The organism is Allomuricauda sp. d1, assembly GCF_039592695.1.
In the GTDB taxonomy this organism is placed as follows: Bacteria; Bacteroidota; Bacteroidia; order Flavobacteriales; family Flavobacteriaceae; genus Flagellimonas_A.
Genome location: NZ_JBBUTK010000002.1, coordinates 576,065 through 599,607, shown reverse-complemented (window position 1 = coordinate 599,607; position 23,543 = coordinate 576,065). Strand labels below are relative to the sequence as shown.

The following is a 23,543-nucleotide window of genomic DNA, read 5'->3' as shown; positions in this document are numbered from 1 at the left end:
GAAAAAAAAATCATCCATTTACAAATTCTAAAACCGTTTTGGAGATAAAATCGATTTGCTCATCATCCAGCTCGGTATGCATCGGCAAAGAAATCACCTCATCTACCAATCGGTTGGTTACCCCAAAATCGGCTTCATCATAGCGCTCATCAACATAAGCCTTCTGGCGGTGCAGTGGTATGGGATAATACACCCCGCACGGAATCCCGTTTTCATTCAAATGGGCCACAAGCGCATCGCGTTTACCGTTGGTAATTTGCAACGTGTATTGGTGAAATACGTGGCAATCGCATACATCGCAGATGCCCTCGCAATTATTGACTGTTTTGGGAACGACAATATGCTCTTGCCCTTTGAACGCACTGCTATATTTTCTGGCGGCATTTCGACGTTTTTCATTGTATTCATTCAATTTAGGAAGCTTGGCACGGAGCACCGCTGCCTGTAGTGAATCCAACCGTGAGTTAACCCCCACCACATCGTGATGGTATCTTTTGTACATACCGTGGTTGACGATTCCCCGAATGGTATGCGCCAAATCGTCATCATTGGTAAAGATGGCCCCACCATCACCATAACAACCCAGATTTTTAGATGGGAAAAAAGAGGTCGCCGACACATGGCCAATCGTTCCAGCCTTTTTTTTACTTCCATCATTAAAGGTATGCGTAGCTCCGATGGCCTGCGCATTGTCTTCGATGACGTAGAGGTTGTGTTTTTTAGCCAAATCCATAATAGCATCCATATCCGCACATTGCCCAAAAAGGTGCACGGGCACAATGGCTTTGGTCTTGGGTGTAATGGCCCTTTCAATAGCAGCAACGTCAATATTAAACGTATCAGGTTCGACATCGACCAAAACGGGGGTCAATTGTAGCAGGGCAATTACCTCAACAGTAGCTGCAAAGGTAAAGTCAGCTGTTATTACCTCATCGCCTGGCTCAAGCCCAAGACCCATCATACAGATTTGAAGGGCGTCTGTGCCATTCGCACACGGAATCACGTGCTTGACCCCGAGATACTCTTCCAACGCTGCTTGAAAAGCATGTACTTCAGGGCCGTTGATAAATGCTGCACTCTTCAATACTTTTGAAAAAGAGGTGTTGACTTGGTCTTTGATTCCCTCGTATTGGCTTTGAAGGTCGACCATCTGTATTTTTCTCATGCAGTGGAATTCTTTCGCAAAATTAAGAAAATAAGCCACCTCAGTACCTGTTATTCCAAAGAAATGTATTTTCGCACAAAGCGTCTTTCGTGAGCCTGCTCTATACTATTTTGGTACACATCACATGGTGGTTTTTGCATTTGGTTTCTTTTTTCAACTCCAAAATCAGCCTTTTTGTCTCTGGCAGAAAAGGGGTGTTCAAAACACTGAAATCAAGCATTTCTGGGCAGGATGAAATTATTTGGATACATGTGGCTTCATTGGGTGAATTTGAACAGGGGCTTCCGATAATCGAACAGCTCAGGGCCAAGCATCCCAACTATAAAATCCTGCTTACGTTTTTCTCCCCATCGGGTTACGAGGTGAAAAAAAATACTACTGCCGCCGATGTGGTCACCTATCTGCCCATGGATACACGCAGAAATGCAGAACGGTTTCTATCCTTGGCAAATCCTAAATTGGCATTGTTCATCAAATACGAGATTTGGCCCAACTATCTGAAAACACTTTCCAAAAAAGAGATTCCGACCATTTTGGTATCGGCGTCGTTCAAAAAAAACCAAATCTATTTTAAGCCCTTTGGAAAATTTATGAGAAACGCACTGAAGAATTTTGACCATTTCTTCGTTCAGAACGAGCGTTCAAAAGCATTGCTTGCCTCCATCGGATTTGACAACTGTACCATCAGTGGCGATACCCGTTTTGATAGGGTCACCGAAATTCTTCAACGCGATAATAAGCTTGATTTTATGGAAGCGTTCAAAAACGGCAAGACCTGTTTTGTTGCCGGAAGCTCTTGGCCCGAAGATGAAAAGGTGATCATTCCTTTTGTCAACCAAACTGAAAATGACGTCAAATATGTCTTTGCGCCCCACAACATCAAACAAGGGCATATTGAATCGCTCAAAGATTCCATCCAACGAAAAACCCTTCTTTACTCTGAAATTGAACAGCATGATCTAAGTGCGTATGATGTGCTAATCATTGATACCATCGGGTTGCTCACCAAAATCTATAGCTATGCCGATATTGCCTATGTGGGCGGCGGATTCGTAACTGGACTGCACAACACGCTTGAACCTGCTGTTTATGGTATTCCGGTACTGATAGGCCCCAATTACGAAGGTTTTCACGAAGCAGAAGAATTGGTACAACGAAAAGGCATTCAGCCTATCATAAATTCCAAAGATTTCCAAAGCACCACCCAAAGATTGCTGACAGACAACCATTTTCGTGAAACGACAGGAAAAATCAACGCCGACTATATCGCTGAAAATACCGGCGCAACCCGTGTCGTTATCGCGTATCTCAATCGGTTTCTCTAATTTTTTCCTAGTTTTAGCCAAACTGACCAAACATGAACCGACGCATTTTTCAAATTTCAGTGACTGCGGCCTTGGCCGGATTTTTGTTTGGATTCGACACCGTGGTCATCAGCGGCGCCAACCAGCCCATCAAAGAACTTTGGGGTACCAACTGGTTTTTGGGTGACTCCATCTTTACCTTCCATGGCATCTTCATCATGTCTATGGCGTTGTGGGGCACAGTTTTGGGTTCTCTTTTGGGGGGAATCCCCTGTGACCGATTGGGCAGAAAGAAAACCTTGCTGTGGATCGGTATCCTCTATTTTTTATCGGCCATTGGTTCAGCCCTGGCCACTGAACCTTACACTTTTTCTTTGTTTAGATTTATTGGCGGGGTTGGGGTCGGTGCATCTTCGGTAGCGGCGCCCATCTACATTTCTGAGATTTCAAGTGCCGAAAACCGTGGGCGTTTGACGGCCATGTACCAATTCAATATCGTACTTGGAATTCTTATTGCTTTCATTTCAAATTATATCATCGGCGAACTATTTTCTTCGGATGTCGCTTGGCGCTGGATGCTCGGCATCGAGGGGTTACCAGCACTGATTTACACCTTCTTGGTCTTAAAAATACCCAATAGCCCCAGATGGATGCTGATGAAAGGGATGGAAGAATCCAAAGTCTTACGTGCCATTGAAAGTCTAGGAATAGCAAAAGAGAGGGCCATAGAGCGTATAACTGAAATCAAAAAAGCCCTTGAGGAAGACATCACACAAAAGAAGGCCAATCTTTTTTCGGGCAACTATAACAGACCGCTCATTCTGGCATTTCTGTTGGCCTTTTTCAACCAGCTTTCCGGTATCAATTTCATATTGTACTATGCTCCGGAAATTTTGGAACGGGCAGGTCTTGCTTCTGGTGAATCACTTTTCAGTTCCATATCCATCGGCGTGGTGAATCTTATATTCACCTTTGTCGGCATTGCGCTGATTGACCGTTTGGGAAGAAAACAGTTGATGTATATTGGCTCTATCGGTTACATTGTCAGTCTTGCCATGGTGGGCTGGTGCTTTTACAGTGGTGCAAGCTCAACATTGCTGCTCATTTTTGTATTGGTCTTCATTGCCTCGCATGCCGTAGGCCAAGGTGCCGTGATATGGGTCTTTATCTCAGAGATATTCCCCAATAAAGTTCGTGCCTATGGGCAGTCATGGGGCACGGGTACCCATTGGGTGTTTGCTGCGTTGATAACCCTGTTGACCCCCACTTTTTTGGATAGTGAAATCGGGATTTTTAAAGAAAATCCATGGCCCATTTTTATCTTTTTCTCGTTCATGATGGTGCTGCAATTGCTTTTTGTGGTATTTATGATGCCCGAAACAAAAGGTGTTTCTCTAGAAGATTTGGCCAAAAAACTAAGCCCAAGAAAGTGAGCTGACAGCCAAAAAAGGTCGATTAATCGATTATTTTGATGCTTTTTAGGCAAAAATTGTTTAATTTATTGCAAACTATATGATTATGGAAAATGATTCTACGATTGGAATAGGTTTTCTGAACGCCTTTCTTCGTTTTATGGTAATTGCACTGATCATCATTTTGATAGCGATACCCGTTTGCATGATATTGGAATTTCTCGGGGTTTTTGACGCACTGGGCATTTTTTGATACTACAAAAACATTAATTTACAAAAAAGGCCCCTCAAAATTGAGGGGCCTTTTTTCTGCTGATAAAGGGAATCCCTTCGACTACGCTCAGGATAAACTTCTCCTCCTTGAAACATTCTCAAATAAAAAACCGTCAGCTCTTTTAGAACCAACGGTCTTAAATTAAGTGCGGATGAAGGGAGTCGAACCCCCACGCCTTGCGGCACTAGATCCTAAGTCTGGTATATCTTGCACCAAGAAAACATAAATTAACTCATTTTCAATTATTTATGTTTTCAATCATTTTATTTAAAGTCAGTTAATATCAGTTAATATCAACATTTGTTGTACCTATGTTGTACCCAAAATTCCTTATAAAGACGTATCTTTAAAGTGAATTTTTGACAAAATGTTGTACCTGATTTGGCTTTCGTCTCTAAACCAGGTTCAAAATGTCAACGAGTGCAAAAATAATACTTCGCAAAAAGCCTAACGCAAAAGGGCTGTATCCGCTTGCAATTAGGATAACCAAAGACCGTCGTTCAACTTACAAACATATAGGCCATAATATTGAATTAGAGGATTGGGACTCTAAAAACCTAAAGGTAAAAAAATCGCATTCTGAAGCTGAAAGCCTGAACAATTTGATAGCTTCCAAACTATCTGAAGCCAGAAAAGGGCTTATTGCACTACAGACGAATAATAAAGCTGCTACTGCTCGACAAATCAAAAAAGAAATATATAAGCCAACTTCGAGCTTAACTTTTTTTGATTTTGCTGACGAGCATCTTGAAGCCTTAGAGGCTGAAAAGAAAATCAATCGCCATTCTACAGATTCAGCTTGGGTAAGTTATATAGAAAAATATTGCTCTGGCCGACATTTGACTTTTCAAGAAATCGATGAGCGCTTTCTCAAAAAATTCAAGATTCATTTAAAAGGTTCTTGCTCATTGACTGAAACTACTGCAATGAATGTAATGGTCTTGATAAGGTTACTGTTTAATAGAGCCATTCGGGATAAGATTGTTAGCAAGGAAATATACCCCTTTGGTAAGGGTAAGTTTAAAATCAAATTTCCCGAAACCACAAAAACAGGGCTTTCAGGTAAAGAAATAAAAGCTCTGGAAAGCGTTGCTGAACTGACCGATATGGAAAGACACTCATTAAACGTTTGGTTGTTCAGTTTCTACTTTGCTGGAATGCGTGTTTCGGATGTGTTGTTTATAAGATGGTCCCAGATTTATGATGGGCGATTGCATTATAGAATGGGAAAAAATTCAAAGTTACTGTCACTTAAAATTCCAGCTAAAGTTGAAAAAATCTTATTACAGTACATCGAGGAAAGAGTAAATGATGATGACTTTGTTTTCCCCGAAATGAAAAAAGCCGACTTATCTGATGCGAAAGACATATATCGAAAGAAAAAAGTAGCAAACAAAAAATTCAATGACCACCTTAAAAAGATTGCAAAAAGGGCAGGCATCCAGAAAAAAGTTACGATGCACATTGCTCGACATTCTTTTGGCAATATTGCAGGCGACAACATTCATCCACTTATGCTTCAAAAATTATATCGACATACAGATTTGAAAACCACCATCAACTATCAAGCTAATTTCATTCACAAGGATGCAGACGATGCGCTTGAAAGTGTAGTCAACTTCTAAAAAGTACATTTAAACAATTCATAACGAACAACTTTTTGACTAATTGAACAAAATTAAAATTCCGTTAAACCCAACAAAAATTGTTAAAATTTTGTAATTTTGCATCGATGAAAAAGGTTTTCCATAAAATATTATCTGTTTTAATGGCATTTGTAGTGATGTTCACTACGATGTCCTTTACGGTGGATATGCACTATTGTGGGGATTCTTTGGTCGATTTTAGTTTCTTCACAAAGGCAGAAACCTGCGGAATGGAAAAAGCACAACCTGCCAAGGGTTGTGAAAACCCTACAATGAGCAAGAAATCTTGTTGCTCAGACCAAAAAATCGTGAAGGAAGGTAGCGACGACCTTAAAACAGCATTCAACAAACTTACTTTTGAGCAACAGACCTTCGTTGCCACATTTTTCTACACCTATATCAATCTTTTCGAGGGACTTGATGAAAGCATCGTTCCCTTCAAGGATTACTCGCCCCCCTTTATTGAACGGGACGTTCAGATACTTTACGAGACCTATTTAATTTGATTTTTAGACAGTAACCTTATAGCCCTGCGGTAATTCCGTTTTGGGCACGTTTTGTTGTATTCAACTTTTAGAATTGCAACAAGCCACCATTGTATAACTGTCTAATTATCATTTTATATGCTGAACAAAGGCATAAAATTCCTTATAGAAAACAAGCTCGTTGCGGTACTGATGCTCGTCCTTTTCGTGGGTTGGGGTACCGTGAACGCACCCTTTAATTGGGACACCGGAATATTGCCTAATGACCCTGTGGCCGTGGATGCCATACCGGACATAGGCGAAAACCAACAGATTGTTTTTACCAAATGGCAAGGGCGTTCCCCGCAGGATATCGAGGACCAGATTACCTACCCGCTTACCACTTCCCTTCTTGGAATACCTGGCGTCAAGACCATTCGTAGCTCTTCAATGTTCGGGTTTTCGAGCATATACATAATTTTTGAAGAGGACATCGAATTCTATTGGTCGCGAAGCCGCATCCTCGAAAAACTCAATTCGCTACCCAGCGGATTGTTGCCCGAAGGTGTTAATCCCGCTTTGGGTCCGGATGCAACGGGGTTGGGACAGATTTTCTGGTACACATTAGAAGGCCGCGATAAGGACGGGAACGTCACGGGCGGTTGGGACTTACAGGAATTGCGCAGCATACAGGATTACTACGTAAAATATGCGCTCTCTTCTGCAAGTGGTGTGAGCGAAGTGGCTTCCATTGGTGGTTATGTACAGGAATACCAAGTGGATGTTGACCCCGAAAAGATGCGGCAGTACAACATCGGTCTGGCCGATATAGTTCAGGCGGTTAAGGAAAGCAATCAGGACATCGGTGCGCAGACCTTGGAAATGAATAAGGCCGAATACCTGGTGCGCGGACTGGGGTACGTAAAATCCATTGCCGATATAGAAAATGCGGTAGTCGATTCCGAGAATTTCACGTCTATCAGAATTAAGGATGTAGGCAAGGTACACTTGGGCCCTGCGACACGTCGCGGCATTTTGGACAAGGAAGGTGCCGAAGTCGTGGGCGGTGTGGTGGTAGCCCGATACGGTGCCAATCCTCTGGAAGTTATCAATAACGTGAAAGACCAAATCGACGAGGTAAGTTCGGGACTTCCCACAAAAGAACTGGCCGACGGTCGAACCTCACAAGTAACCATAGTTCCCTTTTACGACCGTACCGAACTAATTCAGGAAACCTTGGGTACGCTCAACGAGGCCCTGACCTTGGAAATCCTGATTACCATTTTGGTCATCATCATAATGGTGTTCAATTTGAGGGCATCCATATTGATTTCAGGATTATTGCCTGTGGCAGTTTTGATGGTCTTTATCACGATGAAGTTCTTCAATGTGGATGCGAACATCGTGGCACTCTCGGGTATCGCCATAGCCATTGGTACGATGGTGGACGTAGGTGTCATCCTCGCCGAAAATATGATTCGCCATCTGGAAGACGAAGATTTACGGTTAAATGAGAACGGTCAACCTTATACGACAAATGAAATCGTGTACAACGCCACCGCCGAAGTTTCCGGTGCTATCGTTACTGCGGTAATGACTACGATAATCAGTTTCCTTCCGGTGTTTACGATGATTGGTGCCGAAGGGAAACTCTTCCGACCATTGGCGTTTACCAAAACAATGGCACTGGCCGCAGCACTGGTTATTGCACTATTTATTATTCCGCCATTCGCAGCCACTTTCTTTAGAAATACCGAAATGCGGGAACGGCTCAAATATGTTATCAATGGGCTTTTAATCTTATTGGGAGTCACCGCCGTGATTTTTGGGTATTGGATAGGATTGGTACTTGTCGCTTTTGGCTTGGTTGCCATTTTATCGATGCGTGTTACGCTTTCGCGGAAGCAAAAAAATCTCATCAATACGGCTATTGCCACAATCGCAGTTGTGTTCCTATTGGCCGAGTATTGGCGACCGCTCGGTTTTGACCGTAGTTTGATAATGAACCTGATTTTTGTAGCGGTAAGCTGTTTTGGTGTGTTGGGCATCTTTTCGCTGCTCAGAAAATACTACGATAGCATCTTGAAATGGGCATTGCAAAACAGGTTGCTGTTCCTGATAATTCCCACAACACTACTCATTCTCGGTTTCTTCATTATGCGCAACACGGGCAAGGAATTTATGCCAGCGCTCAACGAAGGTTCATTCCTGTTAATGCCCACATCCCTTCCGCACTCAGGCGTAGAGGAAAACAAGCGAGTCTTACAACAACTGGATATGGCCGTGGCCACCATCCCTGAAATCGAGACCGTGGTCGGGAAGGCAGGCCGCACCGAATCCGCACTCGACCCAGCACCGCTTTCGATGTACGAGAACGTAATTCAGTACAAGTCCGAGTATATGCGCAACGCATCAGGGGAAAGACAACGCTATCGGGTAAACGATGACGGACTTTTTGTATTGAAAAACGAAAGGTTCCATATTAATCCGAACAATGAAGTAGAAAACGATGCCAATTATGAAGCATCCCAAATGCAAATTTCCATCACAAGAAACGAATTGATTCCTGATGATGATGGCGAGTACTACCGCAACTGGCGACCTGAAATCGAAAGTCCAGATGATATTTGGAACGAAATCGTCAGGGTCACTAAACTGCCCGGTATCACATCCGCCCCTAAGTTACAGCCTATCGAAACCCGATTGGTGATGCTGCAAACGGGTATGCGCGCACCTATGGGCATCAAGGTCAAGGGACAAAACTTACGGGAAATCGAAGCGTTCGGATTGGAACTTGAGGAAATTCTAAAACAGGCCGAAGGTGTAAAAGAACAGGCCGTATTTGCTGACCGTATCGTGGGCAAGCCCTATTTGTTGGTCGATATTAAACGGGAACAGTTGGCACGTTACGGTGTCTCGATTATGGACGTACAGGAAATTCTGCAAGTGGCCGTTGGTGGGATGCCCCTGACCCAGACTGTTGAAGGCAGGGAACGCTACGCCGTTAGGGTACGCTACCCACGAGAGCTGCGTGATAACCCGACCGACCTGAAGAACATTTATGTTCCCGTGGAAAAAGGAAGCCCCGTTCCCCTTGGCGAACTGGTGGATATCCGCTATGAGCAGGGGCCACAGGTCATCAAAAGTGAGGATACGTTCTTGGTGGGCTATGTCCTATTTGACAAGCTGGACGGCTTTGCCGAGGTGGATGTGGTGGAAAACGCCCAGGCGTTAATTCAAGAAAAGATAGACAGCGGCGAACTGACCGTTCCCAAGGGCATCAGCTATAAGTTTACCGGTACTTACGAAAACCAGTTGCGAGCCGAGAAAACACTATCAATCGTAGTTCCCCTCTGTCTGATTATCATATTTCTCATTTTATACTTTCAGTTCAAATCGGTCACAACTTCATTGATGGTATTTACGGGCATCACCATAGCCTTTGCAGGTGGCTTTGTGATGATTTGGCTGTACGGTCAGGATTGGTTCCTCAATTTCAGTTTGTTTGGTGAAAACCTACGTGAACTGTTCAATATCAAGACTATCAACTTAAGCGTTGCGGTATGGGTCGGATTTATTGCCCTTTTCGGTATCGCTACAGATGACGGTGTGGTGATGGCAACCTATCTCGACCAATCTTTCGATAAGGAAAAACCAAATGACAAACCGGGCATTCGTCAAGCTACCCGTGAAGCGGCAGGCAAGCGCATCCGGCCTTGTTTGATGACCACGGTAACGACAGTTCTTGCATTGTTGCCCGTGCTGACATCCACCGGAAAGGGTAGCGATATTATGATTCCGATGGCCATCCCTATTGTGGGCGGGATGCTAATTGATGTAACCTCATACTTCCTGTTACCTGTGCTGTACAGTTGGCGGGAAGAATACCAACTTAAACGAGCGAGCAAATGAGAAATCTAAACATAATAATCGGGTTGTTGCTTGTTTCCGCTGAAGTTTATGCTGAGCGAAGACGAAGTGCGAAAGCCCGCCTGAACGCATTGCTAATATTGAGCCTTGGACTGATTTCAATCGGCGGGCAGGCACAGAAATTACAATCCTATATTCAGGAAGCCGAAAGAAACAATCCAGATATTCAGGCTTACGGGCTGCGGTACAATATTGCCGAAGAAAAGGTTAACGAGGTCAATGCATTGCCCAATACCATTGTAAGCGCAGGATACTTTGTAAGCGAACCCGAAACCCGAACGGGTGCGCAACGGGCACGGTTTTCGATTTCGCAGATGTTGCCTTGGTTCGGCACGATAACGGCACGGGAAAACTATGCCAGCTCAATGGCGGAAAATGAGTTTGTAGAAATTGCCATTGCCAAACGAAAACTGGCACTTTCGGTCGCCCAATCCTATTACCAATTGTATGCCAATAAGGCGAAGCAGGATATTTTGGACGAAAACATCCAACTCTTAGAGACCTATGAACGGTTGGCATTGACCTCTGTTGAAGTGGGCAAAGCCTCTGCCGTGGACGTACTACGATTGCAGATTCGGCAGAACGAATTACAACAACAAAAGGAAGTCCTTCAGGAAGACTATTTGGCGGAACAGTCCAACTTCAACAATCTGCTGAACCGAAAGGAAAGTATCGCCGTGGAAGTTGTTCCGGAAATGACCATTCCAACGGAAGACCCGATGTATAGCAAAGAAGGATTGGCACTCAATCCGGAACTGCTAAAATACGATAGACTTTACGAGTCCATTGAGCAATCCGAATTGCTCAATCAGAAAGAAAGTGCCCCGAATATCGGTTTTGGATTGGACTATGTACCCGTTTCCGAACGTCCCGATATGACCTTTAGCGACAACGGCAAGGATATCATTATGCCAATGGTATCGCTGTCCATACCTATTTTCAACAACCGCTATTCATCGGTTTCCAAACAGAACGAACTGAAGCAACTGGAAATCGAATCCCAGAAAAACGAACGATTGAATGTATTGGAAACCGCTTTCGCGAAAGCAACATCGCAACGCAATCAAGCCCGTATTCAATTCAATACCCAAGAAAAGAATTTAAAGCAAGCGAACGATGCCGAAGAAATCCTGATTAAGAATTATGAAACGGGAACCATCGATTTTAATGATGTACTGGACATACAGGAACTGCAACTGAAATTTCAGATGAACCAAATCGAGTCGGTGCGGATGTACTATGCACAGTCTGCGATTATCAATTATCTAATCAACTAACTATGGTCAAGGACTTTTACATAAAAAATATGGTATGCGACCGATGCATCAAGGTGTTGAAGGATGAACTGAATGCAAATAATATCGAGTTGCATCAGATTGAATTGGGTCGATTGCGGCTGGACATTGATGACCTTGATTTGGACAAATTCGAAACCTTGTTGAAAGAAAACGGTTTCTCGCTCATCGGAAGTACGGAAGAAAAGTTGACCGAAAAGGTCAAGGTCGAACTCATAAAAACGATGCAGGAACTACCGATTCAACTTGATAAAAAACTGTCCGAACATTTGGTGGATGCCTTGGGACACGAGTATTCAAAAATCAGCAAGGTATTCTCGTTTACGCAAGGTGTTACCATTGAAAAATATTTCATCAAACTAAAAATTGAAAAGGTAAAAGAACTCATACAGGCTAACGAACACAATTTTACTGAAATGGCGCAACTGCTCGACTATAGCCATATCAACCATTTAAGCGGACAGTTTAAAAGCGAGACGGGAATGAGCCTTTCAACCTATAAATCCCAACAAAAGAATTTTAGGAATTCGTTGGACAAAATTATGTAGATAAGAACCAAAATTATGACACAAAACATTGATATACAGAGGTAATTTCCGCAGGAAATTAAATGTTTAACTAAAAATCATTTTACAATGAAAAACTCACGATTAATCGAAGCATTGAACAACTGTGTAACCCATTGCAACCATTGCGCCGATGCCTGTCTGGATACCGATGACATCAAGATGATGGTGGATTGTATCCGTACGGACAGAGCCTGTGCAGAAGTATGTAGCGCCACGGCCAAATTGCTTGCGGCCAATTATGCCGATGCAAAAGGTTTGGTGGAATACTGCAAAAGCATTTGTGAAAAATGTGCCGATGAATGTGCCAAGCACGACCATCAGCACTGTAAGGATTGCGCCGAAGCGTGCAGAAAATGTGCCGAGGCTTGTGAAAGCTATTTGGCTTAAGAATAGTTCAGCCCTTCCTGAACGGGAAGGGCTACTTTAAAAAATTAGGAATATATATTTATGAAACTGAAAATAAATTTACTTCTCTTATTACTCATTTCCTTTGGTGCGAACGCCCAATTCAAAGCAAATGAAAGTGAAGAGAATATTGACAACTGGCCGGAACGGGTCTATGATTTGACCATAGATTACGAAACGGTCAACTACACAGGTAAGGATGTAAAGGCAATGACCTTTAACGGAAGTATTCCCGGGCCGAACCTTGAATTCAACGAAGGGGAATTTGCCATCATCAACGTGACCAATAAAATGGATGTGGAAACATCGGTGCATTGGCACGGGCTTATACTGCCCAACTTTTACGATGGTGTACCGTATCTGACCACACCACCGATTCAACCCGGCGAGACCCAACAGTACAAGTTTGCGTTAAAACAATCGGGTACATATTGGTACCATTCCCACACAGGTTTGCAGGAACAACGTGGCGTTTATGGTTCTATCCAAATCAACCCCAAGGAAACCGACTTGGAATATGACAAGGATTTGGTATTGGTACTATCCGATTGGATGGACGAAAATCCCAAATCACAGCTGAGAAATCTTAAACGTGGCAATGAATGGTATCTCATCAAAAAGAACCAGATACAGAGTTGGGACAAGGTTATCGCCAAAGGTGCCACAGGTGCCAAATTGAAGATGATGTGGCAGCGAATGCCCGATATGGCCATACTCGATAACTATTATGACCTCTTCTTTATCAATGGACAGGCGGAACAAATCTATCCTGAATTCAAGCCTGGCGAACGGGTGCGGGTACGATTTGTCAACGCCGCCGCAGCCTCTTACTTCTGGCTCACCTTTGGTGGCCAAGACCCAATGCTGGTTTCATCTGACGGTCTGGATGTTGTACCGGTAAAAAAGAACAAAACGCTTATCAGCGTAGCAGAGACCTACGATTTTATCGTGACGATTCCCGAAAGCGGGAAGCTCGAAATACTTGCTACTTCACAGGACGGTTCTGGAAAGGCTTCGGCGTTTTTGGGAACGGGCGAAGTCTTGCCCGCACCAGAAGTTCCCAAGCCAGACCTTATCAAACAGATGCAGGAAATGATGGCAATGGATATGAAGATGGGTGCGCCTGCTGCGAAGCTCAATCCCTCAAAAAACGATTCCATCGAGAAGATGAAAAAGTATGCGATGAAAATGGACGGAATGAAGATGGGCAAGATGAAGGGAATGAAAAAGGATTCCACCGAAATGGACCACGATAAGATGGGTCACGAAGATATGCAAATGGACGACAAGATGAAGATGGATGATGGCGGCAAAATGGGCGGAATGAAAATGGGCTATATGGTACCACAGGACAAAGTAATTGGCGATAATATGAAAACGGGCGGCAATCCAGAATTCAACTATCACTACCTGAAAGCACCGGGCAAAACCGAGTTTGAAGATGGAAAACCTGTCCGGGAAATGCTGTTCAACCTAACGGGAAATATGAACCGTTACGTATGGTCAATCAACGGCGTACCATTGTCTGAAACCGACAAGATAAAAATTAAACAGGGCGAAGTCGTTAGAATCACGCTGAATAATATGACGATGATGCACCACCCGATGCACCTGCACGGGCATTTCTTTAGGGTGCTTAACGAGAACGGCGAATACAGTCCGCTCAAGCATACCGTGAACGTGGCACCGATGCAGAAAGTGGTCATCGAGTTTGATGCCGTTGAATACGGTGACTGGTTTTTCCATTGCCACGTCCTCTATCACATCAATAGCGGGATGGCACGGGTGTTCAGTTATGATACACCACGCGATGAACGCTTAAAGGGCTATCCACTTTCCAATCTGACCACAGAGGCAGACCATATGTGGACGTGGGGTGAAGTCACAGGTGCAAGCCATATGACAGAACTTTTTTATACAGCCACCAACATTCGTAACCAGTTTACACTTCGCGGGGAATACGGTTGGAACGAAAATCTGGAAGCTGAATTCACGTATGAACGTTGGCTCAACAGTTATTTCCGTGTATTCGGTGGTGTAAATGTTGAAAACGAGGGCGAGGACAGCCTTGATGAGATTTCAACGACGGGCGTTGTGGGTGTGCGCTACCTATTACCGCTTCTTATCGATTCCGATTTACGGATAGACAACAAATTAAGGCCGACCATATCGTTTGCAACTGCAACGATGATATTCCGAAATATCGCCCTTTACGGGGAATATGAATACCAGATGGACTTCGGCTGGGTCACCGATTTTGAGGAAGGGATTGACTTTGAAGAAGAGACCACTTGGCAGGTAGGCCTCGAATACGTTTTAAGCAGAAACTTTTCGTTGATGGGCAGCTACGACAACCGTTTTGGTTGGGGTGGCGGTCTATCGGCAAGATTTTAAACACAAACCATTTATAAACCTTTAAAACAGACACAAAATGAAAACAATCAAATTAAGAATGAGCACAATGGCACTTGCTGCCACAATGATTCTAACCGTTTCCTGCAAGGATGGAAACAAGAATGAACCAGCTGCACCTATGAGCAACGAGATGCATCAGGAAACGATGAATGATAAGGAAGATATGGCTATGGACAAAAATCAAGATACAAAGGCAGAAGTGGTATTGAAAGACTATTTCAACCTGAAGGATGCTTTGGTCAACGATGACAATTCCAAAGCAAAGGAACTGGGCAACACCTTGGCACAATCACTAAAATCTTTTGATGCATCAAGCTATGCGGACAGCGAGCAGAACGAACTAAAGGACATCATCGAAGATGCCACCGAACACGCCGAGCATATTGGCGAGAGCGATATAGCCCACCAACGTGAGCATTTCAAAACACTTAGTAAGGATATGACCGATATGGTGGCGATAACGGGAACTTCAATGATCATTTATGAGCAGTATTGCCCAATGTATGATAACAATAAAGGCGGCGCTTGGCTAAGTATGAATGAAGAAATCAGGAATCCTTATTTCGGTGCTCAAATGCTGAAATGTGGTAAAGTGCAGCGTGAAATAAACTAAATGAAAGTAGTAAAAATCATAGCGTGGATAGCATTGATTGCCTTTGTGGTCATCCAATTTTTCCCTGTGGATTATAACCAGAGCGAAATGGTGCCACAAACCGATTTTATGCTCGTGAACAAAGTACCTGCAACGGTTGAACAATCGTTGCGGGCTTCCTGCTATGATTGCCACAGTAACAATACCAATTATCCTTGGTATAGCAAAATTCAACCATCTGCTTGGTATTTGGAACATCATATTAAGGAAGGAAAGGCAGAATTGAATTTCAACGAATGGGATGACCTTTCCGACCGTAGGAAAACCAGCAAATTAAGGTCAATTATAAGCCAGATTAAGGATGGGGAAATGCCTTTGGACAGTTACACACTAATTCATAGGGATGCCGTTCTTTCCGAAAAGAATAAGACAATAGTACTTGACTATATGATTACACTAAAAGATAGCTTAGAATAAAGTCCTGCTGCGGGAAGGGAAATATGATGGTTGGTTAGTGACCCTTCCCGTGACAGGCACAAAAAGTAAAGCGTATGAACGATTTTTTAAAACAATGGGGCGAAGCGGCCTATACCACAACGGGATTTTTCTGGATGGCACTTTGGGCATTTATCTTGGGGTATATCATCAGCAGTATGATACAGATTTTCGTGACCGAAAAGCGGATGCAAAAAACGATGGGCGAAAATGAAGGAAAAAGTGTGGCCTTGGGTACATTCTTCGGTTTCATAAGCAGTTCCTGCAGCTTTGCGGCTTTGGCGAGTGCAAAATCCATCTTTAAAAAGGGGGCAAGCTTTGTCTCGTCAATTGCCTTCCTATTGGCATCGACCAACCTGGTCATCGAATTGGGAATAATCATATCGATCTTTTTGGGCTGGCAGTTCGTGGTTGGGGAATATGTGGGCGGTCTGTTACTGATATTGATATGCTGGATTCTCATTCGGGTCATCAATCCCAAAAAACTCATAGAAAAAGCACGTAAGAACTTGGAAGGACAGGACGATGATGAGATGGATGATTCCAAGGATTGGAAAAAACAGATTCAAAACGAGGACAGCTGGGCCAGGGTCGCCAAAAAATATAAGATGGAATGGCAAATGGTCTGGAAAGATGTCACCGTTGGCTTTACCATCGCTGGAATCGTAGCGGCCTTTATACCCGATTCCTTCTTCCAGACGCTTTTTATTAACAGCGGCCAAGGCAAAACGGATTTTACGTTTCTTGAAATTCTGGAACATATCGTGGTCGGTCCCGTAGCGGCTTTTCTCACATTCATTGGCTCAATGGGCAATATTCCATTGGCAGCATTACTGTTCGGTAAAGGGGTCAGCTTTGCAGGTGTAATGGCCTTTATCTTTAGTGATTTGGTAGTTTTTCCCGTCCTGCGCATCAATGCGAAATATTATGGGTGGAAGATGTCATTTTTCATTCTGTTCCTGTTGTTTACCGCATTGATTAGTACTTCGTTGGCACTGCATTATGGTTTCGATTTGTTGGGAATGCTGCCCGACCCGTCGCAGGTCAAGATTCAGGACAAGGAACATTTTAAGATTGACTACACCTTCTATCTCAATCTTGCCTTTCTTGCAATTTCAGGATACCTAATTTATCTGGGATTCTATAAGAAAAAGGATGTGGAACACTCTATGAGCGAAATGGCGCCCAAAAGCCCTTTGCTCGAAATCATTTTGAAATATGCGGCCTTTATCTGTTATGTCTGGCTCGCGGGTGGATTGATTATAAAATTTTTCATCAATTAAGTAAAACGAGATGACGGCAGCACTCATAGGCATAGCATTCGGTATCGGTATCCCGCTCTTGACGGAACTATTACGTTTTGATAAGAGAACCATCGGGGCGTTGACCCTTACCGCCATTGCCTTTATCTACATCGGTTTTGTGACCACCGATTTCCCAGAACTCTATATCGAAGCTCTTGGTGCTTTGGTGTTTTTTATGCTGGCGTATTTCGGCCTTACAAAAAAGCCGATGTTGATTCCCTTGGGATTGTTCCTGCACGGGCTTTGGGATGTAGGGCATCTGCTTTGGGAAAATGCGAGTTTCCTTCCCGAAGGTTATGAAATACTGTGCATCGCAGCAGATACCCTTATCGCTATTTACTTCTATATCAAACTAAGAAAATGAAACATACGTACCACATACACGGAATGACCTGCAACGGCTGTAGAACCCACGTTGAGAAAACTCTTTCTAAAGTAGATGGTGTAATTGAAGCATCGGTCAATTTGGAAAAATCTGAAGCGGTCATTGAAATGGAATCGCATATTCCTATCGAAACATTTCAGGAAGCACTAAAGCAAGATGGTGGTTCGTATAGCATCCACAAACCAGGCGAACATCATCACAAGGATGATTCCGCTTCCGCGAAAGCGAAAAAAGGAAAACCTAAAGGCAAAGGAACAGGAACATTCTACTGCCCAATGCACTGCGAGGGTGACAAAACCTATGACAAACCGGGCGATTGTCCTGTCTGTGGAATGGATTTGGTCGAAGAGCAAAAGTTGACTACAACTACTACTGAACAGTGGACGTGCCCAATGCATCCTGAAATCGTAAAGGACGAGCCGGGAAGCTGTCCTATTTGCGGAATGGACTTGGTACCAATGGAACCCGACCTATCCGCAGAAGAAAAAACCTATAAAAAACTGCTCAAAAAGTTTTGGGTAGCCACGGCCTTTACATTGCCGATTTTCATCATTGCGATGTCGGAAATGATTGCTGACAATCCGCTATACGATATTTTGGAACTGAAATACTGGAACTGGATTCAGTTCGTGCTTTCCATTCCCGTGGTTTTCTACGCCACTTGGATGTTCTTCGAGCGTGCCTACCGCAGTATCGCAACCTGGAACCTCAATATGTTCACGCTTATTGGTATTGGCGCTGGTGTGGCTTGGTTGTTCAGCGTGTTCGGGATGCTTGTGCCGGACTTTTTCCCCGACCAGTTCAAGACCGAAGCGGGAACCGTTCACGTGTATTTTGAAGCGGCCACGGTCATTCTCACGTTAGTTCTACTTGGCCAACTCTTGGAAGCTCGTGCACATAGCAAGACCAATTCCGCAGTCAAGGAACTTTTGAAACTGGCACCTAATATGGCACTTAAAGTCGTGGATGGTGAGGAACAGGAAGTGGCCATCGACAAGATTCAGTTAGGTGACATCCTTCGGGTAAAACCGGGTGATAAAATTCCAGTTGACGGTATTATCACCGAAGGCGAAACTTCTATCGATGAATCGATGATAACGGGCGAACCCATTCCAGTCAACAAGTCCACCGATGATAAAGTCAGTAGCGGAACGATTAATGGCAACCAGTCTTTCCTTATGAAAGCGGAAAAGGTAGGTTCCGACACTTTGCTTTCACAAATCATCCAAATGGTCAATGATGCCAGTCGTAGCCGTGCGCCTATCCAAAAATTGGCCGATACAGTTTCAGGTTACTTTGTGCCCATTGTGGTCATCATAGCTGTGGTCACTTTTGGGATTTGGGCGATTTGGGGACCTGAACCAGCTTATGTGTATGCCCTGGTCAATGCCATCGCGGTGTTGATAATTGCCTGTCCCTGTGCTTTGGGATTGGCAACGCCAATGTCCGTGATGGTCGGTGTCGGTAAGGGTGCACAGAATGGTGTGCTGATAAAAAATGCTGAAGCCCTCGAAAAGATGGATAAGGTCGATACCCTCATCGTGGATAAAACGGGAACGATTACAGAAGGAAAACCCACGGTGGAAAAAGTAGGTTCATTCAATAACGGTTTCAACGAAAGTAAAGTATTACAATACATCGTTTCCCTGAACAACCAAAGTGAACATCCTTTGGCGGAAGCGACCGTGAAATTTGGAAAAGAACAAAACACCGAATTCCTTAAAGCCGATGGATTCAATGCCGTTACCGGAAAAGGTGTTGAAGGCGAAGTCAATAGTAAGAAAGTGGCTTTGGGCAATGCCAAGATGATGGAACACGCCAATGCCGAGTTGTTGGAAACTATGGAAGAAAAAGCCCAATCCTTCCAAAAGCAGGGCAAAACCGTTTCCTATCTCGCGATTGATGGAAACCTTGTCGGTTATGTAGTAATTGGTGATAAAATCAAGGAAACGAGTGCCAAGGCCATCAAAGAATTACAGGACAAAGGAATCGATGTGATTATGCTAACGGGCGACAACCACGATACAGCTCAGGCAGTGGCCAACGAACTCAATCTTGCAGATTTTAAAGCGGGAATGCTTCCCGAAAACAAATTGCAGGAAGTTGAAAAACTACAAGAAAACGGAAAGGTAGTTGCAATGGCGGGTGACGGTATCAATGATGCCCCAGCTCTCGCAAAAAGTGATGTGGGTATCGCAATGGGAACGGGTACAGATGTGGCCATAGAAAGTGCTGCCATTACTTTGGTCAAAGGCGACCTGCACGGTATTGTCAAGGCAAGAAATTTAAGCGATGTGGTAATGCGAAACATCAAGCAAAACCTGTTTTTTGCGATGATTTACAACACCTTGGGAATACCCATTGCTGCGGGATTGCTGTATCCATTTTTCGGGATTTTATTGTCCCCAATGATTGCGGCCCTGGCAATGAGCTTCAGTTCGGTTTCGGTAATCGCCAATTCGCTAAGGCTCAAAGGTTCAAACATCGACTAAATGATATGGTAAAAAGAAAAACAGCGATAAAAATTAGAAAGGCGCACCGCTATCTGGGCATCTTCTTGGGCATCCAGTTCTTGATGTGGACGATAAGTGGTATGTATTTCAGTTGGACGGACATCGACGAAATTCACGGCGACCAGTTTCGGCAAGCCCCGGTCGAGGTATCTGCTTTTACACATTTGATAAGTCCATCCGATGTGAATCCTGAAGAAGGGATAGTTTCCGTAGAACTTCGGGAAATTGATGGCAATCCCTATTACTGGATAAATGACAAGCAACTTTTTGATGCCAAGACAGGCAAAGTAAAGAAAGTAATCTCAGAAAGTGAAGCTCTGAAAATCGCTGAACGGAATATGCTGCCGGAACTTCAAGTAAAAGGAATCGAGCGCATCGAGCAAGTGGGCAGCCATAGCGAGTATCGTGGCAGACCGCTTCCGGCCTATGTCATCAGTTATGAAACCTCTGAAAACATCAAGGCCTACGTTTCAGAAAAAGATGGCGCATTCCAAACGCTACGTCATCGGGATTGGCGATGGTTCGACTTTCTGTGGATGACCCATACGATGGATTATGAAGGTCGCGATGATTTTAACACAATCGTACTACGCGCCTTTTCCCTACTTGGATTGATAACCGTATTGAGCGGGTTTTTGTTATGGTACATCAGTTCACCCACAATCAGAAAAATAAAAAAGAGAAACAAATAACACCAAAAATTCAAAAACAATGGAACATTCAAATCACTCAAACAAAGGAAAATACAGAACATTTTTTATGATGCTGGCTTGCTCATTCGTGGCAATGTACATTACGATGTATCTCAACACCTATGAATGGGACCACGTATGGTTCAGCCTTACGCGCTTCTATATGGTCTGTCTGGGCATAGCAGCAATGGCAGTCATTATGTGGTTCTTTATGCGCAAAATGTACACCGATAAAAAAAAGAACATAGCCATCTTGTTAGGTAGTTTGGTCTTGTTTTTGGGGGCATTGTTTTTGGTTCGGGACCAAAAATCCACCGTCGGCGACGTACTATGGATGAAAGCGATGATACCACACCATTCCATTGCCATCTTGACCAGTGAACGTGCGGACATCAAAGACCCAGAGGTGAAGAAACTGGCAGAAGAAATCATTAAGGCACAGCGCAGGGAAATTGCCGAAATGAAAGAAATGATTGAACGATTACAGAACGAAAAATAATAACCTATGAAAAAGAATATGATATACATCGCCATTGCGGTCCTTGTGGGACTGCTTGGTGGTTGGCTCATTTTCGGTGGCTCGTCAGAAGAATCTATGACAGATAAGCACGACCATTCCGCAGAAGCGGAAGGTCAAATGTGGACCTGCTCAATGCACCCCCAGATTATGCAACCCGAACCGGGTGATTGTCCCATTTGCGGAATGGATTTGATTCCTGCGGAATCGGGTGCCGATGGACTGGCAATGAGCGAAATAAAGATGACCAAAAATGCGATGGCATTGGCGGACATCCAGACATCCATCGTGGGCAATGCTTCTGCAAATGATGAGAATACGATATCCCTTTCGGGCAAAATCAAAATGAACGAAGAAGAAAATGCAGTCCAGGCCAGTTATTTCGATGGTAGGATTGAACGCCTCAACATCAACTTTGAAGGTCAGGAAGTACAAAAAGGACAGTTGTTGGCCACAATCTATGCGCCCAGTCTTATCGCGGCACAGCAAGAATTGATTACAGCGGCATCGCTCAAAGAATCGCAACCCTCGCTATACAATGCCGTACGCAACAAACTGAAACTTTGGAAACTTTCGGAATCCCAAATTAATAGTATTGAGGAATCAGGAAAAGTCAAAGAAAACTTCCCGATTTACGCGACTGTATCGGGCACGGTTTCAGAAAAAATGGCTGCCGAAGGCGACTATGTAAAACAGGGGCAGCCTATTGTAAAAGTCAGTAACCTGAACAGCGTATGGGCAGAATTTGATGCCTATGAAAACCAGATTTCAGATTTTAAAAAAGGACAAAAAATAAAGGTAACGACCAATGCCTATCCGAATAAGGAATTTGATGCAACAATTTCATTCATAGACCCTATACTCAATACCCAAACGCGAACCGTAACGGTGAGGGCCAATCTCAAAAACAGCGATGGATTGCTAAAGCCGGGAATGTTCGTTACGGGTAAAGTAGAAGGAACAACGGCAAATACGGAATCAAACCTGACCATACCCGCAAGTGCTGTGATGTGGACGGGTCAACGGTCTTTGGTGTACATTAAGACCAATCCCAACGAGCCTGTTTTTGAAATGCGGGAAGTAACCCTCGGCAATCGCAATGGCGATATGTTTTTGGTTACATCCGGTTTAGAAAATGGTGATGAGATTGTGACCAATGGCACCTTTACCGTGGATGCCGCTGCCCAATTACAGGGCAAGAAATCGATGATGAATCAAAGTACTGAAGAAGAGAAAGAAATGATGGCGATGGAAATGTCACTTTCAACTTCTTTTCAAGAACAGTTTATGAAGGCTTTGCCGTCATACCTTAAACTCAAAGATGCTTTGGTGGCCAGTGATGCTGAAAAAGTTTCCGCTTTCGCGAAAGCAACCTCTGAAGAAATGAAGGCAATAACTCAAACGGACTTGGACAAGATGCTTAAATCCCATCTATCCAAAAGTATAGAAATGCTGGATGCCATAGCAAGCAATTCCGATTTGGAAAACCAACGCAGCCATTTCATTATTCTCAATGAAAATCTGGTTGCCATTGCAATGAACCTTGAAGATGTCGATGATACTCTATACGTTCAAAAGTGCCCAATGGCAAATGACAATAAAGGGGCGGTTTGGTTAAGCACCGAAGAAGAAATCCGTAATCCTTATTACGGTGATGCGATGTTAACGTGTGGAAGTGTTATTGATTCGTTGAAATAGGACTTTGCAACCCAGTTGCACACAAATTCTGTTATCTTTGCATCGTGAAAGTTTTGGCAATCATATTATCGATTTACTTCTTGGCACTCAATATAGTGCCTTGTAGCGATACGGGAAATGTTTCCGATGATGTTCAAACTGTTTCGGTAGTCGATTTTGATGGCGACCACGGTGACGATTGTGAACTTTGCTCGCCGTTTTGCCAATGCCACTGCTGTCACGTTCACACGATACACTTTGGCATTGCAAAATTCCAGCTTCTTCAAGCGACCATTCCTCAGGATAATTTTGCCCACTTCGACAGTATAGGCAAGGATATTACTTTCTCTCTCTTTCAGCCCCCGCAGGTTTAATTCAGCTTTACAGGATAACTATATCCGGTTTTGAAGTTATCAACCTTTGAAAACTTCAAAGGTATGTTTGCGCTTGCTTGCGAACGCACCTCAATATTTAAACTGAATTAATACC

Annotated in this window: 20 protein-coding genes; 19 read left to right on the top strand and 1 reads right to left on the bottom strand. The window is 43.7% G+C overall.

The features are described 5' to 3' along the window. Positions 1-10 precede the first annotated feature (10 nt). On the bottom strand, positions 11-1,165 hold the full coding sequence (locus AAAH86_RS09855; RefSeq protein ID WP_343487425.1) for a DegT/DnrJ/EryC1/StrS family aminotransferase: 1,155 nt from the start codon (positions 1,163-1,165) through the stop codon (positions 11-13). An 89-nt stretch (positions 1,166-1,254) separates the two neighbouring features. Between AAAH86_RS09855 and AAAH86_RS09850 the strand changes: the two genes are divergently transcribed. From AAAH86_RS09850 to AAAH86_RS09760, 19 genes are all read left to right on the top strand, one after another. Further along, a complete protein-coding gene (locus tag AAAH86_RS09850; RefSeq protein ID WP_343487424.1) occupies positions 1,255-2,490 on the top strand; it encodes a glycosyltransferase N-terminal domain-containing protein in 1,236 nt (411 codons plus the stop codon). Positions 2,491-2,522: 32 nt separating this feature from the next. Then, positions 2,523-3,902 (top strand): sugar porter family MFS transporter, encoded by a 1,380-nt coding sequence (locus AAAH86_RS09845; RefSeq protein ID WP_343487422.1) that lies wholly within the window; start codon positions 2,523-2,525, stop codon positions 3,900-3,902. An 85-nt stretch (positions 3,903-3,987) separates the two neighbouring features. Continuing rightward, positions 3,988-4,134, top strand: coding sequence for a hypothetical protein (locus AAAH86_RS09840; RefSeq protein WP_343487421.1), 147 nt, complete (start codon positions 3,988-3,990; stop codon positions 4,132-4,134). 431 nt (positions 4,135-4,565) lie between these two features. Then, complete coding sequence (locus AAAH86_RS09835; RefSeq protein ID WP_343487420.1) at positions 4,566-5,780, top strand: site-specific integrase; 1,215 nt, start codon at positions 4,566-4,568, stop codon at positions 5,778-5,780. 107 nt (positions 5,781-5,887) lie between these two features. Beyond that, positions 5,888-6,307, top strand: a complete 420-nt coding sequence (locus tag AAAH86_RS09830; protein WP_343487419.1) for a hypothetical protein — start codon at positions 5,888-5,890, stop codon at positions 6,305-6,307. A 117-nt stretch (positions 6,308-6,424) separates the two neighbouring features. Continuing rightward, positions 6,425-10,177: an efflux RND transporter permease subunit gene (locus AAAH86_RS09825; protein ID WP_343487418.1), complete on the top strand. Its 3,753-nt coding sequence runs from the start codon at positions 6,425-6,427 to the stop codon at positions 10,175-10,177. Further along, complete coding sequence (locus AAAH86_RS09820) at positions 10,174-11,472, top strand: TolC family protein (RefSeq protein ID WP_343487417.1); 1,299 nt, start codon at positions 10,174-10,176, stop codon at positions 11,470-11,472. Before AAAH86_RS09825 ends, AAAH86_RS09820 begins: the two co-directional genes overlap by 4 nt. Before the next feature lie 2 nt (positions 11,473-11,474). Continuing rightward, complete coding sequence (locus AAAH86_RS09815) at positions 11,475-12,038, top strand: helix-turn-helix domain-containing protein (protein WP_343487416.1); 564 nt, start codon at positions 11,475-11,477, stop codon at positions 12,036-12,038. 87 nt (positions 12,039-12,125) lie between these two features. Then, positions 12,126-12,446, top strand: a complete 321-nt coding sequence (locus AAAH86_RS09810; protein ID WP_343487415.1) for a four-helix bundle copper-binding protein — start codon at positions 12,126-12,128, stop codon at positions 12,444-12,446. Between the two features lie 60 nt (positions 12,447-12,506). Next, the gene (locus AAAH86_RS09805; RefSeq protein ID WP_343487414.1) at positions 12,507-14,858 is read left to right on the top strand and encodes a multicopper oxidase domain-containing protein; all 2,352 of its coding nucleotides are present in this window, start codon (positions 12,507-12,509) and stop codon (positions 14,856-14,858) included. 37 nt (positions 14,859-14,895) lie between these two features. Beyond that, positions 14,896-15,492 (top strand): DUF3347 domain-containing protein, encoded by a 597-nt coding sequence (locus AAAH86_RS09800; RefSeq protein ID WP_343487413.1) that lies wholly within the window; start codon positions 14,896-14,898, stop codon positions 15,490-15,492. Beyond that, complete coding sequence (locus tag AAAH86_RS09795; RefSeq protein WP_343487412.1) at positions 15,493-15,948, top strand: heme-binding domain-containing protein; 456 nt, start codon at positions 15,493-15,495, stop codon at positions 15,946-15,948. Positions 15,949-16,022: 74 nt separating this feature from the next. Then, the gene (locus AAAH86_RS09790; protein WP_343487410.1) at positions 16,023-17,249 is read left to right on the top strand and encodes a permease; all 1,227 of its coding nucleotides are present in this window, start codon (positions 16,023-16,025) and stop codon (positions 17,247-17,249) included. A 10-nt stretch (positions 17,250-17,259) separates the two neighbouring features. Then, positions 17,260-17,634: a DUF6010 family protein gene (locus AAAH86_RS09785; protein ID WP_343487409.1), complete on the top strand. Its 375-nt coding sequence runs from the start codon at positions 17,260-17,262 to the stop codon at positions 17,632-17,634. After that, positions 17,631-20,147, top strand: a complete 2,517-nt coding sequence (locus tag AAAH86_RS09780; RefSeq protein WP_343487408.1) for a heavy metal translocating P-type ATPase — start codon at positions 17,631-17,633, stop codon at positions 20,145-20,147. Before AAAH86_RS09785 ends, AAAH86_RS09780 begins: the two co-directional genes overlap by 4 nt. Positions 20,148-20,152: 5 nt before the next feature. Continuing rightward, positions 20,153-20,860 (top strand): PepSY domain-containing protein, encoded by a 708-nt coding sequence (locus tag AAAH86_RS09775; protein WP_343487407.1) that lies wholly within the window; start codon positions 20,153-20,155, stop codon positions 20,858-20,860. 19 nt (positions 20,861-20,879) lie between these two features. Beyond that, on the top strand, positions 20,880-21,359 hold the full coding sequence (locus tag AAAH86_RS09770; RefSeq protein ID WP_343487406.1) for a DUF305 domain-containing protein: 480 nt from the start codon (positions 20,880-20,882) through the stop codon (positions 21,357-21,359). A 6-nt stretch (positions 21,360-21,365) separates the two neighbouring features. Next, on the top strand, positions 21,366-23,075 hold the full coding sequence (locus AAAH86_RS09765) for an efflux RND transporter periplasmic adaptor subunit (protein WP_343487404.1): 1,710 nt from the start codon (positions 21,366-21,368) through the stop codon (positions 23,073-23,075). A 44-nt stretch (positions 23,076-23,119) separates the two neighbouring features. Then, positions 23,120-23,428, top strand: a complete 309-nt coding sequence (locus AAAH86_RS09760) for a DUF6660 family protein (RefSeq protein WP_343487402.1) — start codon at positions 23,120-23,122, stop codon at positions 23,426-23,428. Positions 23,429-23,543 lie beyond the last annotated feature (115 nt).